A 20,987-nucleotide genomic window follows, 5' to 3' on the forward strand; every position below is an offset into this window, starting at 1 on the left:
GTCCATGCGTTTACATTTGTTCTACGCATGTTCTTGTTTTGTGTCAACGGGTCTGTGGAAATGCGGTCAGATCGGCACGTAATCGACCCGGTCGCCCTGCGCCCGGGGGGCATCGTCGGCGGGCCGGATCAGCAGCGCGTTGGCGCGGGCCATGACCGAGAGCATGCCGCTGTCCTGGCTGCGTTCGGGCAGGATGCTGCCATTCTCGACCTGGGCGCGCATGTAATGTTCGCGCGGGCCGCCGGGGCCCATTGCGGTGGCGAGCCTGGCCGAAAGGCGCGGGGCAGGGTGCGCGCCAAGTCCCTGCATCGCGCGGATCATCGGGGCCATGAAAATGTGCCCGCAGACCATGGCCGAGACCGGGTTGCCGGGCAGGCCCAGCATGGCGGCCTCGCCCATGCGACCGGCCATGAGGGGTTTACCGGGGCGCATCCTGACCTTGTAGAACGACCGCTCCATGCCAAGATCGCCCGCCACAGCGCCGACGAGGTCATGGTCGCCCACCGACGCGCCGCCGATGGTGACCACCAGGTCGGCGCCTTTGGCGAGGTCGAAGGCGGTTTCCAGCGCCTCGCGCGTGTCGCCGGCGATGGGCAGCATGCGGGGCTCGGCGCCCAGAGTGTCGAGCAGGGCGCAGAGGCCGAAGGAATTGGACGCGATGATCTGGTCGGGGCCGGGGTTTTCGCCGGGCATGACCAGCTCGTCGCCGGTGGCGATGAGCGCGACCTTGGGTTTGCGGGTGACGGTGACCTCGGCCACGTTCTTCGACGCCAGCAGCGCCACGTCCTCGGGCGACAGCAGGCGGGGCGCCTCGATCCGGTCGCCGATACGGAAGTCGTCGCCGCGGGGGCGAATGTTCGGCTTGTCCTCGAGCCTGTCACCAAGCGTGATGCGGTCGCCGTCGCGGGTGACGTCCTCCTGGATCACGACCTTGTCCGCGCCTTTTGGCACCGGCGCGCCGGTGAAGATGCGCACGGCCTGATGCGCGCCGACGGTTCCGTCAAAGCCATGTCCAGCGGCGGATTCGCCGATGACGTCGAAGCTGACGCCGGGGGCGGCCTCGGACGCCTTCAGGGCGTAGCCGTCCATCGAGGAGGCGTCGAACGGCGGCTGGTCGCGCCGCGCCTCGGCATCCTGCGCCAGCACGCGTCCATGCGCCTCGCGCAGCGGAACGGCTTCCGGCTCCAAGGGGGAGACGAGCGAGAAGAGGTGGGCAAGAGCCTCGTCGACGGTGATCATTGGTTTTGCTCGCCTTCCAGAACCTCTGAATTTTCCCAGTCAGCATAGGTTTTGTTGCTTCCCACAAGCTTCCACTCTGTTCGGCCGTTTGAAGCACGCCCGAGAACCACCGCTGCCGCAGCGGAAGGACTTGAGAAAGCGTAATCTTTATCAAAAACCGTTCGTCCATCTCGAACAGCGACAACGCCATTTGAAAGAAGTTGCTCGCGAAGGTCGCGATATCCCTTATCCCAAGAGCCTATACCGATCCAAGAGTCGCGAATGACGGAACCTGACAAAACCGTCACTTCACCATCGGTGAATTGGGCTCTTGCATGCACACCCGTTCGATCGCTCGAAATCTCGAACGTGGGCGCTTCAATAGCAAATTCTGAATCTTGAGACGACGCCTTCGGTCGCGCCTTGTCGATGAACATATCAACACGGATAGCTGGCAGGACCATCGTCAACGTGTCCAAAAAGCTCTCCATGTTCGCCATCGCTGCCTCTGAGAGGCTACTCTGTGGAGGTACGTTTCCGTTTTCGAGTTCCGTGGCAGCTACCTTCTTGGCGATACCAACCAGCCTGCTTTCCAAATATTTGATATGAGCTTTGTGCAGCGCGTCTGAACTGGTCGAAATCAGAACTGCCTGTTCCCACCAGTCTTTCTCGGCAACGTGGTTCCTTAGCCGGTCCCGCATGCTTTCGGCTTCGCCAATATACGCCAGTGGCTTACCATCGCGCATGCCGATGAGGACATAAACACCGGTGTGCCCAGCTTCAGGTCGCGCCAAGCCTTCCTTAATTCGCGTTCTCGGAATGCGTAGGACGTGCCCGGTCCAATTGAACACCTCAGCGGTGAGCATTCCTTCAGGATTCCCATCTATGAAGAAGAGCTCAAGTGATCTTCCGGGGGTATTCATTTCGCCTCGTAACGACCTGATTTTCCGCCGTCTTTCAGCACCACGCGCAACCCGCCGATTTCCATCGCGCGGTCCACGGCCTTGGCCATGTCATAGACCGTCAGCGCAGCGGTGCTGGCCGCGGTCAGCGCCTCCATCTCGACGCCGGTCTGGCCGGTGGTCTTGACGGTGGCGGTGATGCGGATGCCGGGCAGGTCGGGATCGGGCACGAGATCCACCGCGACCTTGGCGATGGGCAGCGGATGACAGAGCGGGATAAGCTCTGACGTGCGCTTGGCACCCATGATGCCGGCGAGCCGTGCGACGGACAGGACATCGCCCTTCTTCGCGCGGCCTTCGGTAATGATATCAAAGGTTTCGCGGGCCATCTTGACATGGGCCTCGGCCGCGGCGATGCGCGACGTCACGTCCTTGTCCGAGACGTCGACCATGTGGGCGTCGCCCTTGCCGTCGAAATGCGTGAGCCCCGCCATCAATGCGCCGCCGGCGCGGAGCCGGACAGGATATCGCGGGTGGCGGCGGTGACGTCCTCTTGCCGCATCAGGCTTTCGCCGATGAGGAAGCAGCGCGTGCCGTAGCGTGCCATTTCCGCCAGATCGTCATTGGTGTAGAACCCGCTTTCCGAGATCAGAAGGTGCTCGATGGGGGCCAGCCGGGCCAGGCGCTTGGTGGTGTCGAGCGAGGTCTCGAACGTGTTGAGATCGCGGTTGTTGATGCCCAGAAGGTTGGATTTCAGCAGGTTCGTGCGCTCCAGCTCTTCCTCGTTGTGCACCTCGATCAGCGAATCCATGCCGTGTGCGATGGCGGCCTCCTCCAGTTCGATGGCCTGCGAGTCGCTGACCGAGGCCATGATGATCAGGATGCAGTCCGCACCCCAGGCGCGGGCCTCGACCACCTGGTAGGGATCGTAAAGGAAATCCTTGCGCAGCACCGGCAGATCGCAGGCCTCGCGGGCCTGCACCAGATATTCTGGCGCGCCCTGGAAGCTGGGCGTGTCGGTCAGGACCGACAGGCAGGTGGCGCCGCCCTCGGCATAGGCGGCGGCGAGCGCGGCGGGGTCGAAATCTTCGCGGATGAGGCCCTTGGACGGGCTGGCCTTCTTGATCTCGGCAATCAGGCCGAAGCCGGTCTTGCTGGCCTGCAGGAGTGCATTGCCGAAAGGGCGCACGGGCGGGGCGTTCGCGGCTTCGTTCTCCAGTGTTTCCAGAGGTTTGTCGGCCTTGGCCGCGGCGATTTCCTCCAGCTTGTAGGCCTTGATCTTTTCAAGGATGGACGGCGTGCTCATGCGGCCTCCGATGTGATTTTGGCAAGTGTCTCGATCCGGGCGCGGGCGGCGCCGCTGTCGATGCTTTCGCGGGCCTGCTCGACGCCTTGTCTGAGGTCCTCCGCGTGGCCCGCCACCACAAGGGCTGCGGCGGCGTTCAGCAGCACGGCGTCGCGATAGGCGCCTTGCGCGCCGTCCAGAAGCGCGCGGAATGCGCGGCCGTTTTCCTCGGGCGTGCCGCCCAGGATATCCTCGAACGGGTGCACGGGCAGGCCGGCATCCTCGGGGTGGACTTCCGCCTCGCGGATGGTGCCGTCCTCTTCCAGCGCCGCCACCTGGCTGGGGGCGGAAATGCTAAGCTCGTCGGTGCCGTCGCCGCCATGGACCAGCCAGGCGCGTTCGGCCCCGAGCTGGCCCAGGGTTTCGGCCATGGGGCGGATGAGCGCCGCGCTGAAGGCGCCGGTCAGCTGGCGTTTGACGCCCGCGGGGTTGGTGAGCGGGCCGAGGATGTTGAAGATCGTGCGCGTGCCAAGCTCGGCGCGGACGGGGCCGACATGGGCCATGGCCGGATGATGCATGGGCGCCATCATGAAGGCGATGCCGGCCTTTTCCAAAGCCTTTTCAACCACATCCGGGCCGACCATCACGTTGACGCCCATCTGCGTGAGCGCATCGGCCGCGCCGGATTTGGAACTGAGGTTGCGGTTGCCGTGCTTGGCCACCGGCACGCCCGCACCGGCCACGACAAAGGCGGTGGCGGTCGAGATGTTCAGGGTGCCCTTGCCGTCGCCCCCGGTGCCGACGATGTCCATCGCGCCCTTCGGGGCCTTCACCTTGTGGCACTTGGCGCGCATCACGGCAGCGGCGGCGGCGTATTCGTCCACCGTCTCGCCGCGCGTGCGCAGGGCCATCAGGAAGCCGCCCATCTGCGCCGGCGTCGCCTCGCCCTCGAAAAGCGTGGTAAAGGCCGCCTCGGCCTCTGCGCGGCTGAGCGGGCGGTCGGCGGCGGCGGCGATCAGGGGCTTCAGGCTGTCACTCACGCGGGCACCTTCATCACGTCGAGGAAATTCTTCAGCAACGCGTGCCCGTGCTCCGAGCGGATCGATTCGGGGTGGAACTGCACGCCGTGGATGGGCAGCGACTTGTGTTGCAGTCCCATGATCGTGCCGTCCTCGAGTTCCGCCGTGATATCGAGCACATCGGGGCAGGTCTCGCGCGCCACGACGAGCGAGTGATAGCGTGTCGCCTCGAACGGCGTGGGCAGTCCGGCGAAGACGCCGGAGGCGGTGTGATGCATCGTGCCCATCTTGCCATGCACGATGTCCGAGTGGCGCGTGACCGTGCCGCCAAAGACCTCGCCGATGGCTTGGTGGCCAAGGCAGACGCCCAGCAGGGGCGTTTCGGTATCCGCCGCGGCCTCGACCAGCGCCTTGCAGATGCCCGCCTGGGACGGCGTGCCGGGGCCGGGGGACAGCAGGATGCCAGCGGGCTTCATCGCCATCGCTTCCTGCACGTTCAGGGCGTCGTTGCGGTGCACTTTCACGTCCGCACCCAGCTCGCCCACGTATTGCACGAGGTTGTAGGTGAAACTGTCGTAGTTATCGATGAGCAGCAACATGTCGCCAATTTCCCGTCTGCGCCGTGTCTTTTCGGGCCTATGACCCGGGCTTTCAATCGCGATATAGATGCTCAGGGTTGCGCGGCAGGGTCAAGAGGCGCAAAACTGTTAAGAAAGAAATATGAGGGCAAAAGCAGTGTTACGCGGATATCTTGCCGGATTGGTGACGGGAACGGCGGTGTCGGGGCTTCTCCTGGGCGGGCTTTCGGTTTTGAGCGACCTGCCAGGCGATGCGCCACCCGAGGCGACCGAAGTGGAAGTGCCCGCGGGCTCGGAATTCGACCAGTCGCGGGAGGATGACGCGGTGTCCTTGCCCAAGCTGCAGGACACGCAGACGCCCGACGCGGTGCCGCAGGTGACCGCACCCGATCCCGATGATCTCAGCTCGCTGGAAGGGGCCGACACCACCTCGTCGGGCCAGCCCGAAACCGGCGCGCCCGAGACGGGCCTGAACATGCCGGACTCGCCCGAGGGCGAGAGCGGTGTCGATGTCGGCTCGGAACAGCCGGTGCTGCCCAATCCGCAGGCCCAGGCCCCCGAGGCGCCGACGGGGGAGGACGACCTGTCGATTTCCACCGAGCCGGCGCAGCCCGCGATGCCGGAGCCGGAGACCGAAAGCGCGGCCTTTCCCGAGACGGAGGACGACGGCGCGGATGTCCCGGCGGGCGAAAGCGATGCGGCCCCCGCGGCGGACGGCGAGACCGCGCCCGAGGCGCAGGCCGACGCCGAGCTGTCCGAGCCGCAGGAGGCGGCGGAAGACACCCCGCCAGAGGCCTCGGAGGGCGATGCGGCCGCGGACACGACCGCGCCCGAGGGCGAGGCAGGTGCCGAAGGCGTGGACACGGCAAGCGAGGAGGCCGCGACCGGCACCATCGGGGACTTGGCCGATGGCGTGACCACCAACCGCCTGCCGACGGCCATCGACGAGCCCGCGCCCGACCCGGCGCCCGCCGAAGCGGCGGAGACAGAGGCAGAGACCGCCGAGGGCGCGACGCCAGAAGACCTGCCGCGACTGGAACGCTACGCGACGGAGTTCGAGAACCCCGAGAACAAGCCGCTGATGTCGATTATCCTGATCGACGACGGCACCAGCCCGATCGGCCCGGCTGCATTGGCCGATTTCCCCTATCCGCTCAGCTTTGCGGTGGATGCGTCGGATGCCAACGCCGCCGAAACCGCCGCCAAGTATCGCGCTGCGGGGATGGAGGTGCTGGTCATGGTCGACCTGCCGCAGAATGCCTCCGCCAGCGATGCCGAGACGTCCATGAGCATCTACCTCGAGGCCGTCCCCGAGGCGGTCGCCGTCTTCGAGGGCACGGGCACCGGCCTGCAATCCAGCCGCGAGGCGGCCGAGCAACTGGCGCCGATCCTGCAAGACAGCGGTCATGGCCTGGTGATGTTCCCCAACGGGCTGAACACGGTGCAAAAGCTGATCGCGCGCCAGGGTGTGCCCTCGGCCACCGTGTTCCGGGACTTCGATTCCAACGGCCAGAGCGCCAGCGCGGTGCGCCGGTTCCTGGACCAGGCGGCGTTTCGCGCGGGCCAGGAGGAGGGCGGCGTGATCATGGTGGGCCGCCTGCGCCCCGACACGATCAGCGCGCTGTTGCTTTGGGGGTTGCAGGACCGGGCGGCCAGCGTGGCGCTGGCGCCGGTCTCGGCGGTGCTGACGGCAGAGTAGGCCAACCCTGATTGACGCGACGGTGCACGCGCGCCTGGTTGCGCCGCGCCCGGGGAATGTCGTAAGAATCTTCACAAAACGGACATTCCACGATACGCGGCGCAGCAGACCCGGCAGCGCCATTGCCCAGTTGACCACAGTTCAGGACAGTCATTTTCCATGCAAGCCCTTCACCATCCGCTCCAACAGCGCAGACTTGCCGCGCTGCGCGACTTCGAGATCCTCGACACGGATCCCGAGCAGGAGTTCGACGAGATCGTGAAGCTGGCCGCTGCGACCTGCGGCACGGCGATCTCGGTGGTCAATTTCATCGATGCCGAACGGCAATGGTTCAAGGCGGAAACCGGGCTTGGGGTGCGCGAGACGCCTCTGGCCACTTCGATCTGTGCGCATGTGATCCTGCAAGACGAGTTTGCCGAGATCCGGGACACGCTGGAAGATCCAAGGATGCAGGACAACCCGCTGTGCTGCGGCGAGCCCGGCCTGCGCTTTTATGCCGGGGCGCTGCTGACCACGCAGGAGGGCCTGCCGCTGGGTACCTTGTGCGTGCTGGACTATGAGCCCCGGGAATTGACCGCGTTGCAGCGTGACACCCTGCGCGTTCTGGCGCGGCAGGTCGTGACCCTGCTTGAGATGCGCAAGGCGCTGCGGTCGGCCGATATCCTGCGCCGCGAGGTGGATCACAGGGTCAAGAACTCGCTGCAATCGCTGTCATCCTTCACCAATCTTCAATCCAGGGCCTTTGCGTCGGACGACGCGAAGCTGGCCCTGTCGATGGTCAAGACCCGGATCGACGCGCTCACACAGTTGCACGAGATGCTGTACCAGTCCGACGACCATGGCGTGGTAGAACTGGGCGCCTTCCTGACCAGCGTCTGCGCGCAGCTGGAGGGGCTGGCGCCTGACGGGGTCACGCTCGATGTGACGACGACGCCGGTCTCGGTCCCGGCGCAGCAGGCCGTGGCCGTGGGGACCTTCGTGAACGAATTCGTCGCGAATTCCTTCAAGCACGGCTTTCGAGACGGGCATACGGGCAGCGTGACGGTCGAGCTGGATCTCGAACCGGACGGGCAGGTCCAGCTGACCTGTTCGGATACCGGCGTGGGCCTTCCGCCCGACCACGGGATCGAGTCCGCCGGTCTGGGAATGAAGATCGCCGAGGTGATCTGCCTGGAGCTCGGCACGGACCTGGACTTGCGGAACGGTGCGCATGGTGTCGTGGCAACGCTGACCTTCACACCCGAGGCGGCGTAGAGCGGACCGGATCGGCGCGACGCGGCGATGGATCGTGGAGTGACCGGCGACTGTGCGGACAAGACCGCCCGGGTCAGGCCTCGCGCCACGTGCCGGGATCGAGCCCCTCCAGCGTGCAATCGCCCACCCGCCAGCGCACCAGCCGCAGGGTGGGGTGGCCGACATGCGCCGTCATGCGGCGGACCTGCCGGTTGCGGCCTTCTGATATGGTGATCTCCAGCCAGCAGTCGGGCACGGATTTGCGGAACCGGACCGGCGGGTCGCGCGGCCAGAGGTCAGGAGGGTCGATGCGGCGCAGCTTCGAGGGCCGGGTGGGGCCATCCTTGAGCGTCACGCCGCGTGCCAGCGCATCGAGGGCTGCGGCGTCGGGTTCCCCCTCGACCTGCACAAGATAGGTCTTTTCCGTCTTGAATTTCGGGTTCGACAGGCGCGCCTGCAGCTTGCCGTCATCGGTCAGCAGCAAGAGCCCCTCGCTGTCGCGGTCCAGCCGCCCGGCGGGGTAGACGCCGGGGATGTCGATGAAGTCCGAAAGCGTCGGGCGCGGGCTGCCCGCGGTGCCCTTGTCGGTGAACTGCGACAGGACGCCCATGGGTTTGTTGAAGAGGATCAGCATGGGGGGCGGTGGGGGTACGCGTCAGCCGCCGTGATGGTGGGGTGAAACCCCACCTTACGCGTTGCCGTTGCCGGTGAAGCGGGTGGCATCGGCGGCGGCGCGGCGGATGGCGTTGGACTTGTGGACGGTCTCCATGTACTCGGCCTCGGCGTCGCTGTCATAGACCACGCCGCCGCCCGCCTGGATGTAGAGTTTTCCGTCCTTCACCACCGCCGTGCGCAGGGCGATGCAGACATCCATGTCGCCGGTGCAGCTGAAATACCCCACGCCGCCGCCATAGACGCCGCGTTTTTCCGGCTCCAGTTCGTCGATGATCTCCATCGCGCGGACCTTGGGGGCGCCGGATACCGTGCCGGCGGGCAGGCCGGCCAGAAGGGCGGATAGCGCGTCGTGTTCCTCTGACAACTCGCCCACCACATTGGACACGATGTGCATGACGTGGCTGTAGCGCTCGATGATGAATTCCTCGGTGGGCCGGACCGTGCCGATCCTGGCCACGCGGCCCACGTCGTTGCGCCCCAGATCCAGCAGCATCAGGTGCTCGGCCAACTCCTTTTGATCGCCCAACAGGTCTGTCTCGTTGGCGCGGTCCTCTTCGGGCGTCGCACCACGGGGGCGGGTGCCGGCGATTGGGCGGATCGTGACCTCGCCCTTCATGACGCGGACAAGAATTTCGGGGCTGGCCCCCACCACCTGGAAACCGCCGAAGTTGAAATAGAACATGAACGGCGACGGGTTGGTGCGCCGCAGGCTGCGATAGAGCGCGAAGGGCGGCTGCGGAAACGCCTGCGTCCAGCGCTGGCTGGGCACGACCTGAAAGATGTCGCCCGCGCGGATATATTCCTTGGCCTTCTCCACAGCGGCCTTGTAGCCCTCGCGGGTGAAATTGCTGACCGGATCGCCGGCCTCGTGCGCGTCGCCCAGATCGCGGGCCTGCTGGGGCAGGGCGCGTTCGAGGTCGCGTACCGCGTCCATCACCCGCTCGGCGGCCTGGGCATAGGCGGCGCGGGGGCTTTGCCCGTCGCTGACCCAGGCGGGAGCCACGACGATCACCTCGCCCTTGACCCCGTCCAGAACGGCCATGACGGAGGGGCGGATCATCACCGCGTCAGGCAGGCCCAGCGGGTCGGGGTTCACGTCGGGCAGGCGTTCGACCAGCCGGATCATGTCATAGCCCAGATAGCCGAAGAGGCCCGCGCTGGCGGCAGGCAGGCCCTCGGGCAGGTCGATGCGGCTCTCGGATATGAGCGCCCGCAGCGTGTCGAGCGGCGAGCCGTCCAGCGGCTGGAACGCGTCGCTGTCGAAACGTGCTTGGCGGTTGATGCGGCTGGCCGTCCCGTGGCATTGCCAGATCAGGTCGGGCTTCATCCCGATCATCGAGTAGCGTCCGCGCACCTCGCCGCCGGTGACCGATTCCAGCAGAAACGCATCGCGGGCCGCGCCCGTTAGTTTCAGCATCAGCGACACGGGCGTGTCCAGATCAGCGGCCAGCCGGGCGTAGACGACCTGGTTCTGCCCGGCCTCGTACCCTGCGGCGAAATCCTCGAATGACGGGGTAAGATCCAACGCGTCAGCCCTTACTGAAAGTTGTTGTGCACGGCGTTGAGCGCGCCCTGGTCGAAATTGACACCGGCGCGGGTGCGGATGTCGTTGGCCAGCACCTGGAACAGGTCCTGCGACAGGCTGCCCGCCGTCTCGTTGCGCAGGAAGCGGTCGATCTGTTGCAGGTCGCCATCCTCGGGGTCGGGAGGCTCGATCGTGTTGAGTTTCAGCACGAAGATGCGGCCGTTGCCGTTGATCACCTCGACCTCGCCCGCCTCCATGCCAAACACGGTCTGGATGAATTCCTGCGGCGCTTCCTCGATAAAGCCGCGGCGGGTGACCTCTTCGCTGCCGTCGATGCTCAGCTCGACCTCCTCGAAGCTTTCGCCGGTGGCCAGGCGTCCGACCTTGCCGGCGACCTGCTCGCGCAGAAGCTGGTTGATCCTGGTCTGGGTCCAGGCTTCGGCGACGGCGTCGCGCACTTCGTCGAGCGGTTGCAGGGTGGGGGGCACGGTCTCGTCCAGGCGCATCGCGAAGATGCCGCCATCCTCCAGCTCGATCACCTCGGGATAGTCGTCCGCGCCGAGGTTCGCGGCGGCGGCGCGAAAGCCTTCGTAGGCGGCGATTTCCTCTGACATGCCGGGATGCCAGTCGATGCTGGCCACGCGCATGGCGGTCTCGGCGCCCAGATCCTCGATGGTGGCGCCACCGGCCAGAAGGTCGTCGACCGCATCGACCCGGCCTTCGACCACGCGGCGGGCGCGGTCGACGGCGATGATGTCGCGCAGTTCCGGCTCGGCCTCTTCAAAGGTGGTTTCCTGCGCCTGAAGCACCGCGTTCACGCGGAACAGCGCGGGGCCGACGCTGCTGGGCAGGGGGCCCACCACTTCGGAGGGGGCGGCGCCGAACACCGCATCGGCGGCCTCGCCCAGATCGGCGGCCTCGACGGTGCCCATGTCGGTATCGGCCAGCGCCAGCCCGCGTTCGGCCACCAGATCCTCGAAGCTGGCCTCGCCCTCTTCGAGCCGCGCCATCGCGGCTTCGGCGGCGGCGGTGTCGGAAAACACCAGCCGTTCGACCAGCCGGCGCTCGGGCTGAACGAATTCGTCGCGCCGCGCCTGATAGGCGTCGCGCAGGGCCTGCTCGTCCACCTCGACCGTGTCGAGGATCATCTCGGGCGTGAGCCACGCATAGGTGATGCGCTTGACCTCGGGGCGGGTGAACCGCGCCTCGTTCTCGGAATGGAAGGCGGCGAGGTCTTCGTCGGTGGGCTCGGGCACGCCGACCTCGAGGTCCTCGCGGCCCAGCACGGCCCATTCGATGCCCCGCCGTTCGCCGAGGTATTGCTTGACGGTGTCGGTATAGACCTCCGGCATGGTGACGCCGGACAGCACCGCGGCCTGCACGAAGCTGCGGGCGATCTCGCGGCGGATGTCGTCCTCGAACTCGGACTCGTTCATGCCCATGCGGTCCAGCGTAAAGCGGTAGGCCTCGCGGTCGAACTCGCCGCCCGGCCCGGTGAACTGGCGCATCGAGGTGATCTGGTCGGCCAGGTTCGTGTCGCCCACCGAGATGTCGTTGACGATGGTTTCATGGTCCAGCGCGCCCTGCACGGTCAGCTGGCCCATGACACGCTCGGGGATGTTCAACTCTCGGGCCTGGGCAAAGCTGATGCTTTCGCCGCGGTCGGCCTCTTCGGCGCGGATCTCGTTCTGCAGGCCCTGGAAATAGTCCTGGACCGAGATCTCGGCCTCGCCCACGGTGCCGACCGTGCGCAGGGTTCCCGACAGGCTGGTGACGCCGAAGCCGCCAAGACCGAGGATCAGAAGACCCATCAAGATCCAGACAAGCGGTTTCGTGATGCTTTTGGCTGCCATTTGGCCTCCCCGGGGCTGCTCTTGCGTTCAGGCCTGTCTAAGGCCGGTTTCAGCGAGGAGCAAGGGGCCAGTCAAGCGCGGCCAGCCGGTCGAAGAGCGTGCCGATTTCCGCGCGGTTCACGTTGGCGAAGGCCACGCGGACCTCGCGCTTGCCCTGTGCGTCACCGGCGGGCTGGAACATGGTGCCGGGCAACAGCAGGATACCGGCCTCGGCCACCAGTTTCTGCGCGAGATCATCGGACGGCATGGCGAAGGGGTGGCGGAGATAGGCGAAATAGGCACCGCAGCCCATGAGGCGCCAGCCCGTGCCCTCGATCCTGGGCATGTTGTCGGAAATGGCGGCGCGGCGGTCGAGGATCTCGTCGCGCTCGCCGGCCAGCCATTGGGACAGGTTCTGCATCCCCCACAGGGCGGCGATCTGGCCCAGCTGGTTGGGGCAGATGGTGACGGTGTCCAGAAACTTCTCGGCCTCGGCAAGCCGCGCGCGGCTGGCGACCATCGCGCCAACGCGGTGGCCGGTCAGGCGATAGGCCTTGGAAAAGGAATAGAGCTGAATGAGCGTATCGTCCCACGCGGGATCGGTGAAGAGGTCATGCGGCGCGCCGCTGCGGGCGTCGAAATCGCGGTAGGTCTCATCCACGATGAGCGCGATGCCGTGACGGCGTGCCAGTTCGAAGAACGCCCGTACCAGGTCGGCGGAATATTCCACGCCGCCGGGATTGTTGGGCGTGACCAGCGAAATGGCCCGCGTGCGGGGAGTAATCAGGGCCTCGGCCCGCTCGGGGTCGGGCAGCAGCGCGTCATCGGTGGGCAGGGGCACCGAAGTGACGCCCTGCATGTCGAGCCACATCTTGTGATTGAAGTACCACGGGGTCGGCAGGATGACCTCGTCGCCCTCGGTGCACAGCCCGGCGATGGTGGCGGCGAACGCCTGGTTGCAGCCCGAGGTGATGGCGACCTGGTCGGCCGCGATAGCCCCGCCATAGGCGCCGCACCACTGGCGGGCGACTTCCTCGCGCAGATCCGGCCGGCCCAGCACCGGCCCGTAGAGATGCGCCTGAGGCTCGTTCAGCGCGGCTTCGGCGATGACGCGGCGCAACTGGTCGGGCGGGGGCTCCACCGGGGCGGCCTGGCTGACGTTGATCAGCGGGCGCTCGGGCGGGAAGATGACGCCCTCCAGCCAGCGCCGCGCCTCCATCACCGGGGGCGAAAAGGTCGTCTCGGTGCGGCTTGTCATTTTGCGTCCTCAGGCCCCGCGATAGGGCTCGACATATTGCAGGGCCATGTCCCAAGGGAAGAAGATCCAGGTGTCCTGGCTGACTTCGGTGACGAAGGTATGGACCAGCTCGCGCCCCTGCGGCTTGGCATAGACGGTGGCGACATGCGCCTTCGGCAGGGCGGCGCGGACCACTTCCAGTGTTTTCCCGGTATCGACGAGGTCATCGACGATCAGCACGCCCGTCCCGTCGCCCACAAGGTCGGGATCGGGGGATTTCAGGATCTTCGGCTTGCCTTGCGTCTGGTGGTCATAGGATTTCACGCTGATCGTATCCACCGCGCGGATGTCCAGCTCTCGCGCCACGATCATCGCGGGGGCCATGCCGCCGCGGGTGATGGCGACCACGGCTTTCCAGTCGGCATCGGCGGGTGCCTCGTCCTGCAACCGCCAGGCCAGCGCGCGGGCGTCGCGGTGCAGCTGGTCCCAGCTGACGTGAAAGCCTTTTTCGTGGGGCAGGCGGTCTGTCATGCGGTGTCTCCCGTCTGGGGCAGATCAGCTCTTGTCGATATCCGGTGCGTCGACGGCCTTCATGCCGACGATGTGATAGCCTGCGTCCACGTGCAGGTTCTCGCCCGTGGTGCCGCTGCCCAGATCGCTGAGCAGATAGAGTGCGGACTTGCCCACATCCTCGATCGTGATGTTGCGGCGCAGGGGCGAGTTCAGCTCGTTCCATTTCAGGATATAGCGGAAGTCGCCGATACCGCTGGCGGCCAGCGTGCGAATGGGACCCGCGGAAATGGCGTTCACGCGGATGCCGTCGCGGCCCAGATCCTCGGCCAGGTATTTGACCGACGCCTCGAGGGCGGCCTTGGCCACGCCCATGACGTTGTAATGCGGCATCACCTGCTCGGCGCCGTAATAGGTCAGCGTCAGCATCGAGCCGCCATCGGTCATTAGTTTCTCGGCGCGGTGGGCCACGGCGGTGAAGGAATAGACCGAGATATCCATCGTCTTGATGAAATTCTCGCGGCTGGTGTCGACGTAGCGGCCACGCAGTTCGTTCTTGTCGGAAAAGCCGATGGCATGGACCAGGAAGTCAATCTTGCCCCATTTCTTTTCCAACTCGTCGAACAGGGCCCCGATCGAGGCCATGTCGGCCACGTCGCAGGGCAGGATGGTGTCGCTGCCCAGTTCCTCGGCCAGTGGTTTGACGCGTTTCAGCAGCGCCTCGCCCTGGTAGGAAAAGGCCAGTTCGGCACCGGCGTCGGCGCAGGCCTTGGCGATTCCCCACGCAATGGATTTGTCATTGGCCAATCCCATGATCAGCCCACGCTTGCCCGCCATCAGTTGATTTGACATTCAGTGCCCTCGGCCCACTTCGCTTGTCTGACTGCTTTAGGCGATTGCAAAAGGTGCATCAAGCCAAAGACCGGATGCGACGGCATGCAGGCGAGAATGCGTGGCGGGCGGATCAGGTTGTACTTGCGCAATCGTGCGCCGCGGTCTAGCGCGGGAACGGGACAGGACGGGGAAGATCGAATGACCGACAGAACCGGAAAATTCGCGGGCGACGATCCTTTCGAGATAGCGCGCGCCTGGCTGGCCGAGGCCGAGAAGACCGAGCTCAACGACCCCAACGCCATGGCGCTGGCGACGGTCGATCCCGAGGGGATGCCCAATGTCCGGATGGTTCTGCTGAAAAGCATCGGCCCGGACAGTTTCGTGTTCTATACGAATTACGAGAGCGCCAAGGGCGCCGAGATCGCGGCCAGCGGCAAGGTCGCGCTGGTGCTGCACTGGAAATCGCTGCGCCGCCAGATCCGGGTGCGCGGCACCGTCACCCGCGAGGACGGTCCCGAGGCCGACGCCTATTTCGCGTCGCGCTCGCTGAAAAGCCGCCTGGGGGCGTGGGCCTCGAAGCAATCGCAACCGCTCGGCTCGCGGGCCGAGCTGATGGCCGAGGTGGCGCGCGTGACCGCAGCCAAGGGACCGAATCCACCGCGTCCCGCGTTTTGGGGCGGGTTTCGTATCGCTCCGGTTGAAATCGAATTCTGGGCCGACGGCGCCTTCCGTCTGCACGATCGGTTTGTCTGGCGGCGCGAAACGCATGAAAGCACTTGGGAAATCAAACGGTTGAGCCCATAGCGGACCCGAGTTTCAAGTATGCATACCTTTGAATGCCATGGGAGTCTCTTGAAACCGCCATTCACTTCGGCGCAATATTCCGAAACGGCCTGTGAACACGGCCCAAGCGGACAGTGAGCGTGGAAGACTCGGCAAACGGCACCAGGCAATTGCATGGCCATGTAAAGTGGTTCGATCCCGTCAAGGGGTTCGGATTCGTCGTGGCCGACGAGGGCGGTCCGGACATCCTGCTGCACGCCAACGTTCTGCGCAATTTCGGTCAAAGCTCCGTCGCCGACCGTGCCGGAATCCTGCTGACGGTCCAGCAGACCGAACGCGGCGTGCAGGCGGTGGAGGTGCTGGAGATTAAGCCACCGGAGGATGCCGAGGCCACCGGGCTGGCGGACCTGGAAGGCATCGACCCCGAGGTGATCCGCGCCGCCCCGCTGGAACCGGCGCGGGTCAAATGGTTCGACAAGGGCAAGGGGTTCGGCTTTGCCAACACGTTCGGGCGCGACGAGGACGTGTTCGTTCACATAGAAGTGTTGCGCCGGTCGGGCCTTGCGGACTTGCAGCCGGGCGAGGCGCTTGCCATTCGTGTCATAGAAGGTAAACGCGGCCGCATGGCCACGGAGGTGTGTGGATGGGAAATGGCGGTCAAGGAATCCAAAGGCTCCTGACGGGCGCGGCCGCGCTGCTGCTGATGGCGGGGGCCGCGATGGGCGCCTGCCGCGACGACAAGGTCGACCTGCGCGGCGACTGGGGCTCAGCCAGCTTTACCGTGGAACTGGCCGACGACAACGCTGAACGGTCCCAGGGCCTGATGAACCGCGAGAGCATGGCGCGTTCGGCGGGCATGCTGTTCGCCTATCCGGCCCCGCGCCCGGTGCGGTTCTGGATGCGAAACACGCTTATCCCGCTCGACATGATCTTCCTCGACGACACCGGCACGGTGCAAAAGGTGCATCACGAGGCGCAGCCCCTGGACGAGTCGCTGATCTACGGCGGCGACGCGATCCAATACGTGCTGGAGATCAATGGCGGCATGGCGCGGCAACTGGGCATTTCCGAAGGCACCGAGCTGCGCCACCCGGCGATCGGGGCCGGCGCCGCCGTCTGGCCCTGCGCCGCCGACTAGGCCCGCGTGCGCCCGTCGCGGGTCTGACCCGGGACCTCCTGCCGGGAGATCCCGGATCAAGTCCGGGATGCCATGTCGCGCAGATTTTGCGCGCGTCGCAATGGGGCTTTCCATTCATCGCAAACCGCTCTAAACGGGCCACACGGTCCGGGGCGTGGCGCAGTCTGGTAGCGCACCTGTTTTGGGTACAGGGGGTCGTAGGTTCGAATCCTGCCGCCCCGACCACTTCTTCCTCCAGCACAACTTTAAACGCCCGGAATGGCGGTGATTCTGCGGATTCGGGGCCGGTCGAGCGCGCAGGCCGCTGGCTACGCTCTATATGGGGCCGGCAGCGGCCTGTGGATACTATATGTGGTGGGTTTTTGGGCAACACGGGTCCCGAGGGCCGAACTGATCCGTTCAGAACCGGCTAAGCCGCATGTATGAAAGCGCTTTTCCCGCCCGGTTTCCAGGCCGCCTTCGCATTGGCCCGCCGAATGAATCGCCAGGCGCCGCGCGCCGCCGTTGTGGATAAGCCGGTCAACCCAAATTTTTCGGCAATCAGGGTAAAAAATTCGTTGACCGTCTATGTCCCGATACGCCACTTTGTGTGGGCGGATCAGCAAGCCACAAGATATAGTGGCCCGGATCCAGGTAGGGACAGACACCACGAATTCCGCCGGCACCGCCGGGACAAGCAGGGTGCGACCGGATGCGGCGCATCGGCAGGGATCGGCTTTACCTCCTGGTCCACTGAGACGCACGGGTCGCGGCCAAAGGCCGTGCTGGTCATAAAATGCTGGATCATGGGGCAGCCACAATGAAGATTGAAAGAAAGTTCACCAAGGCAGGTCAGGACGCTTACGCGGAGCTGGATTTCGTCACCACGAGTTCGGAAATCCGCAACCCTGACGGCACCACCGTCTTCAAGCTGGACGAGGTCGAGGTGCCCGCCAAGTGGAGCCAAGTCGCCAGCGACGTGATCGCGCAGAAGTACTTTCGCAAGGCCGGCGTGCCCACCGCGTTGAAGAAGGTCGAGGAAAAGGACGTGCCCGAGTTCCTGTGGCGCTCGGTGCCCGCCTCTGACGACACGCCGAAAACCGGCGAGACCAGCGCCAAGCAGGTCTTTGACCGGCTGGCCGGCGCCTGGGCCTATTGGGGCTGGAAAGGTGGTTATTTCTCGACCGAGGAAGACGCCCGCGCCTATTTCGACGAGATGCGCTACATGCTGGCGCGGCAGATGGCGGCGCCCAACAGCCCGCAATGGTTCAACACCGGCCTGCACTGGGCCTATGGCATCGATGGCCCCGGACAGGGCCACTACTACGTGGATTTCAAGACGGGCGAACTGACCAAATCGAGCAGCGCCTATGAGCACCCGCAGCCCCATGCGTGCTTCATCCAGTCGGTCAAGGACGACCTTGTCGGCGACGGTGGCATCATGGATCTGTGGGTGCGTGAGGCCCGCCTGTTCAAGTATGGCTCGGGCACCGGCACCAACTTTTCCTCGCTGCGTGCGGCCAACGAGCCGCTGTCGGGCGGCGGCAAATCCAGCGGCCTGATGGGGTTCCTGAAGATCGGCGACCGCGCGGCGGGGGCGATCAAGTCGGGCGGCACCACGCGCCGCGCCGCCAAGATGGTGATCTGCGACGTCGATCACCCCGATATTGAGGATTTCATCAACTGGAAGGTCATCGAGGAACAGAAGGTGGCGTCGATCGTCGCCGGCTCCAAGATGCACGAGCAGAAGCTGAACGAGATCTTCAGCGCGATCCGCGCCTGGGACGGCAGCACCGAAGATGCGGTCGACCCCAGCAAGAACGCACAACTCAAAGACGCCATTCGCGGCGCGAAAAAGTCGGCCATTCCGGAAACCTACGTCAAGCGCGTGCTGGACTATGCCAAGCAGGGCTATGAAAGCATCGAGTTTCCGACCTATGACACCGACTGGGACAGTGAAGCATACGCCTCCGTATCGGGGCAGAATTCCAACAACTCGATCCGCGTCACCGACGCCTTCCTGAAGGCGGTCAAGGACGACGCAATCTGGCAGCTAACCAACCGCACCGACGGCAAAGTCGTGAAGGAAATCCCCGCCCGCGAGCTGTGGGAAAAGGTGGGCCATGCCGCATGGGCCTGCGCCGATCCGGGCATCCAGTACCACGACACGGTCAACGCCTGGCACACCTGCCCGGAAGACGGCGCCATTCGCGGCTCGAACCCGTGCTCGGAATACATGTTCCTTGATGACACGGCCTGCAACCTGGCGTCGATGAACCTGCTGCAATTCTTCGACGGCAATACCTTCGATGCGGAAGCGTATGTGCACGCCACGCGCCTTTGGACCGTGACGCTGGAAATCTCGGTCACCATGGCGCAGTTCCCCAGCCAGGAAATCGCGCAGCTGAGCTACGAGTTCCGCACGCTGGGCCTGGGTTACGCCAATATCGGCGGCCTGCTGATGAACATGGGCTTCGGCTATGACAGTGACGAGGGCCGCGCGCTGTGCGGTGCGCTGACCGCGATCATGACCGGCGTGGCCTATGCCACCTCGGCCGAGATGGCCAAGGAACTGGGACCGTTCGCCGGCTACAAGCGCAACAAGGCGCATATGCTGCGGGTCATGCGCAACCACCGCAACGCTGCCTATGGCGCGACCGAAGGCTATGAGAAGCTGGCCGTCAAACCCGTGCCGCTGGATCTGGCCAATGTTCCCGACAGCCGCCTGGCCGATCTGGCGATGGCCAGCTGGGACGAGGCGCTGAAGCTGGGCGAACAGCACGGCTACCGCAACGCGCAGTCGACCGTGATCGCACCCACCGGCACAATCGGCCTGGTGATGGACTGCGACACCACCGGCATCGAGCCCGACTTTGCGCTGGTCAAGTTCAAGAAGCTGGCCGGGGGCGGCTATTTCAAGATCATCAACCAGTCGGTGCCCGCCGCGCTTGAAAAGCTGGGCTATGGCAGCGCCGAGATCGAGGAAATCGTGGCCTACGCCGTGGGTCACGGCACCATCGGCAACGCACCGGGCGTCAACCACACCACGCTCGCGGGCCACGGCTTTGGCGCGAACGAGCTGGCCAAGATCGACGCGGCGCTTGGCAGCGCCTTCGACATCCGCTTCGTCTTCAACCAGTGGACGCTGGGCGAGGAGTTCTGCCGCAACGTGCTGGGCATCCCGGCGGAAAAGCTGAACGACCCGACCTTCGACCTTCTGGCTTCGCTGGGCTATTCCAGGAAGGACATCGAGGCGGCCAACGACCACGTATGCGGGACGATGACGCTGGAAGGCGCACCGCATCTGCGCGAAGAACATTACGTGGTCTTCGACTGCGCCAATCCCTGCGGCAAGAAGGGCAAGCGCTTCCTGTCGGTGAACTCCCACATCGACATGATGGCAGCGGCGCAGTCGTTTATCTCGGGCGCGATCTCGAAGACGATCAACATGCCCAACGACGCCACCATCGAGGATTGTCAGGAAGCGTACGAGCGCAGCTGGCAGATGGGGGTGAAGGCCAACGCGCTTTACCGCGACGGCTCGAAACTGTCGCAACCGCTGGCCGCGGCGCTGGTCGAGGATGACGACGAGGCCGCCGAGATCCTGGAAAGCGGCTCGGCGCAGGAAAAGGCCGCCGTGCTGGCCGAGAAGATCGTCGAGAAGGTGATCGTGAAGGAGGTCATCAAGGCCAGCCACCGCGAGAAGATGCCGGAGCGCCGCAAGGGCTATACCCAAAAGGCGGTCGTCGGCGGGCACAAGGTGTACCTGCGTACCGGTGAATACGGTGACGGCTCGCTTGGCGAGATATTCATCGACATGCACAAGGAAGGTGCGGGCTTCCGCGCGATGATGAACAACTTCGCCATCGCGGTCAGCGTGGGCCTGCAATACGGCGTGCCGCTGGAGGAGTTCGTGGACGCCTTCACCTTCACCAAGTTCGAGCCGGCGGGCATGGTCCAAGGCAATGACAGCATCAAGAACGCCACGTCGATCCTGGACTATATCTTCCGCGAACTGGCGGTCAGCTATCTGGATCGCACCGACCTCGCACACGTCAAACCCGAAGGCGCGTCGTTTGACGACCTCGGTCGCGGCGAAGAGGAAGGCGTGAGCAATATCAAGGAGATGTCGGGCGAAGCCGCCTCGAAATCCCTCGAGGTGCTCAAGCAGATCAGCTCGACCGGCTACCTGCGCAAGCGTCTGCCCCAGGAACTGGTGGTGCTGAACGGAGGGGCGGCGCTGGCCACCGCGCTCGACAGCGGCGACCCCGAGACGGCGCTGAAGACCCTGGTGCCGGAAACCAAGTCGGTCAGCGCGACCACGACCACGGCGGTGTCTTCGGGCACGGTGGGCATGACGGCGGCGACCAAGGCCAAGATGCAGGGCTACGAGGGCGAGGCCTGCGGCGAATGCGGCAACTACACGCTGGTGCGCAACGGCACCTGCATGAAGTGCAACACCTGCGGCGCGACGTCGGGGTGTAGCTGACGGAACACACATCCCTGGGGGATGTGTAGGGGCGGTCCCGGTTTGGCGTTA

At 65.2% G+C, this 20,987-nt stretch carries 18 protein-coding genes and 1 tRNA gene; 7 read left to right on the top strand and 12 right to left on the bottom strand.

Translation table 11 applies throughout. The annotated features are described in order from the left end of the window. Positions 1-66 precede the first annotated feature (66 nt). Genes ACQY4V_RS06230 through ACQY4V_RS06255 form a run of 6 tightly spaced genes read right to left on the bottom strand, consistent with a single transcriptional unit; the run spans position 67 to position 5,023 of the window. Positions 67-1,239, bottom strand: coding sequence for a molybdopterin molybdotransferase MoeA (locus ACQY4V_RS06230; protein ID WP_428515998.1), 1,173 nt, complete (start codon positions 1,237-1,239; stop codon positions 67-69). Beyond that, the gene (locus ACQY4V_RS06235; protein WP_428515999.1) at positions 1,236-2,084 is read right to left on the bottom strand and encodes a GIY-YIG nuclease family protein; all 849 of its coding nucleotides are present in this window, start codon (positions 2,082-2,084) and stop codon (positions 1,236-1,238) included. Before ACQY4V_RS06235 ends, ACQY4V_RS06230 begins: the two co-directional genes overlap by 4 nt. A 53-nt stretch (positions 2,085-2,137) precedes the next feature. Next, entirely contained in the window at positions 2,138-2,614 is a 477-nt protein-coding gene (gene moaC, locus ACQY4V_RS06240) for a cyclic pyranopterin monophosphate synthase MoaC (RefSeq protein WP_428516000.1), read from the bottom strand. Continuing rightward, on the bottom strand, positions 2,614-3,426 hold the full coding sequence (trpC, locus tag ACQY4V_RS06245; RefSeq protein ID WP_420555637.1) for an indole-3-glycerol phosphate synthase TrpC: 813 nt from the start codon (positions 3,424-3,426) through the stop codon (positions 2,614-2,616). The genes moaC and trpC overlap by 1 nt, the downstream gene beginning before the upstream one ends. Next, positions 3,423-4,445: an anthranilate phosphoribosyltransferase gene (gene trpD / locus ACQY4V_RS06250; protein WP_428516001.1), complete on the bottom strand. Its 1,023-nt coding sequence runs from the start codon at positions 4,443-4,445 to the stop codon at positions 3,423-3,425. Before trpD ends, trpC begins: the two co-directional genes overlap by 4 nt. Further along, entirely contained in the window at positions 4,442-5,023 is a 582-nt protein-coding gene (locus ACQY4V_RS06255; RefSeq protein WP_428516002.1) for an anthranilate synthase component II, read from the bottom strand. Before ACQY4V_RS06255 ends, trpD begins: the two co-directional genes overlap by 4 nt. Before the next feature lie 136 nt (positions 5,024-5,159). Between ACQY4V_RS06255 and ACQY4V_RS06260 the strand changes: the two genes are divergently transcribed. Both ACQY4V_RS06260 and ACQY4V_RS06265 read left to right on the top strand, forming a co-directional pair. Further along, a complete protein-coding gene (locus ACQY4V_RS06260; protein ID WP_428516003.1) occupies positions 5,160-6,701 on the top strand; it encodes a divergent polysaccharide deacetylase family protein in 1,542 nt (513 codons plus the stop codon). 159 nt (positions 6,702-6,860) lie between these two features. Next, positions 6,861-7,955 carry a histidine kinase dimerization/phosphoacceptor domain -containing protein gene (locus ACQY4V_RS06265; protein ID WP_428516004.1) on the top strand — a complete coding sequence of 365 codons (1,095 nt, stop codon included), beginning with the start codon at positions 6,861-6,863 and terminating at the stop codon, positions 7,953-7,955. 73 nt (positions 7,956-8,028) lie between these two features. Here ACQY4V_RS06265 and ACQY4V_RS06270 read toward each other — a convergent pair whose 3' ends face one another. From ACQY4V_RS06270 to fabI, 6 genes are read right to left on the bottom strand one after another with little or no spacing between them, the layout of a single operon-like run. Then, positions 8,029-8,568: a pseudouridine synthase gene (locus tag ACQY4V_RS06270; protein WP_428516005.1), complete on the bottom strand. Its 540-nt coding sequence runs from the start codon at positions 8,566-8,568 to the stop codon at positions 8,029-8,031. 54 nt (positions 8,569-8,622) lie between these two features. Next, positions 8,623-10,134 carry an anthranilate synthase component I gene (gene trpE, locus ACQY4V_RS06275; RefSeq protein WP_428516006.1) on the bottom strand — a complete coding sequence of 504 codons (1,512 nt, stop codon included), beginning with the start codon at positions 10,132-10,134 and terminating at the stop codon, positions 8,623-8,625. An 11-nt stretch (positions 10,135-10,145) separates the two neighbouring features. Next, positions 10,146-11,987 carry a peptidyl-prolyl cis-trans isomerase gene (locus tag ACQY4V_RS06280; RefSeq protein WP_428516007.1) on the bottom strand — a complete coding sequence of 614 codons (1,842 nt, stop codon included), beginning with the start codon at positions 11,985-11,987 and terminating at the stop codon, positions 10,146-10,148. A 49-nt stretch (positions 11,988-12,036) separates the two neighbouring features. Next, a complete protein-coding gene (locus tag ACQY4V_RS06285) occupies positions 12,037-13,224 on the bottom strand; it encodes an aminotransferase (protein WP_428516008.1) in 1,188 nt (395 codons plus the stop codon). A gap of 9 nt (positions 13,225-13,233) precedes the next feature. Further along, on the bottom strand, positions 13,234-13,734 hold the full coding sequence (gene gpt, locus ACQY4V_RS06290; RefSeq protein ID WP_428516009.1) for a xanthine phosphoribosyltransferase: 501 nt from the start codon (positions 13,732-13,734) through the stop codon (positions 13,234-13,236). Between the two features lie 24 nt (positions 13,735-13,758). Then, positions 13,759-14,565 carry an enoyl-ACP reductase FabI gene (gene fabI, locus ACQY4V_RS06295; RefSeq protein ID WP_428516010.1) on the bottom strand — a complete coding sequence of 269 codons (807 nt, stop codon included), beginning with the start codon at positions 14,563-14,565 and terminating at the stop codon, positions 13,759-13,761. A gap of 180 nt (positions 14,566-14,745) precedes the next feature. Here fabI and pdxH point away from each other — a divergent pair, with 180 nt between their 5' ends. From pdxH to ACQY4V_RS06320, 5 genes are all read left to right on the top strand, one after another. Further along, positions 14,746-15,351 (top strand): pyridoxamine 5'-phosphate oxidase, encoded by a 606-nt coding sequence (gene pdxH / locus ACQY4V_RS06300; protein WP_428516011.1) that lies wholly within the window; start codon positions 14,746-14,748, stop codon positions 15,349-15,351. A 119-nt stretch (positions 15,352-15,470) separates the two neighbouring features. After that, positions 15,471-16,010, top strand: a complete 540-nt coding sequence (locus ACQY4V_RS06305) for a cold-shock protein (RefSeq protein ID WP_410000764.1) — start codon at positions 15,471-15,473, stop codon at positions 16,008-16,010. Then, positions 15,974-16,468, top strand: coding sequence for a DUF192 domain-containing protein (locus ACQY4V_RS06310; protein WP_428516012.1), 495 nt, complete (start codon positions 15,974-15,976; stop codon positions 16,466-16,468). Before ACQY4V_RS06305 ends, ACQY4V_RS06310 begins: the two co-directional genes overlap by 37 nt. Before the next feature lie 148 nt (positions 16,469-16,616). Then, a tRNA-Pro gene (locus tag ACQY4V_RS06315) sits at positions 16,617-16,693 on the top strand. Positions 16,694-17,267: 574 nt separating this feature from the next. Next, positions 17,268-20,936, top strand: coding sequence for a vitamin B12-dependent ribonucleotide reductase (locus tag ACQY4V_RS06320; protein WP_428516013.1), 3,669 nt, complete (start codon positions 17,268-17,270; stop codon positions 20,934-20,936). The last annotated feature ends 51 nt before the right edge of the window (positions 20,937-20,987 follow it).

This window comes from Roseovarius sp. (assembly GCF_965277045.1).
Classification (GTDB): domain Bacteria; phylum Pseudomonadota; class Alphaproteobacteria; order Rhodobacterales; family Rhodobacteraceae; genus Roseovarius.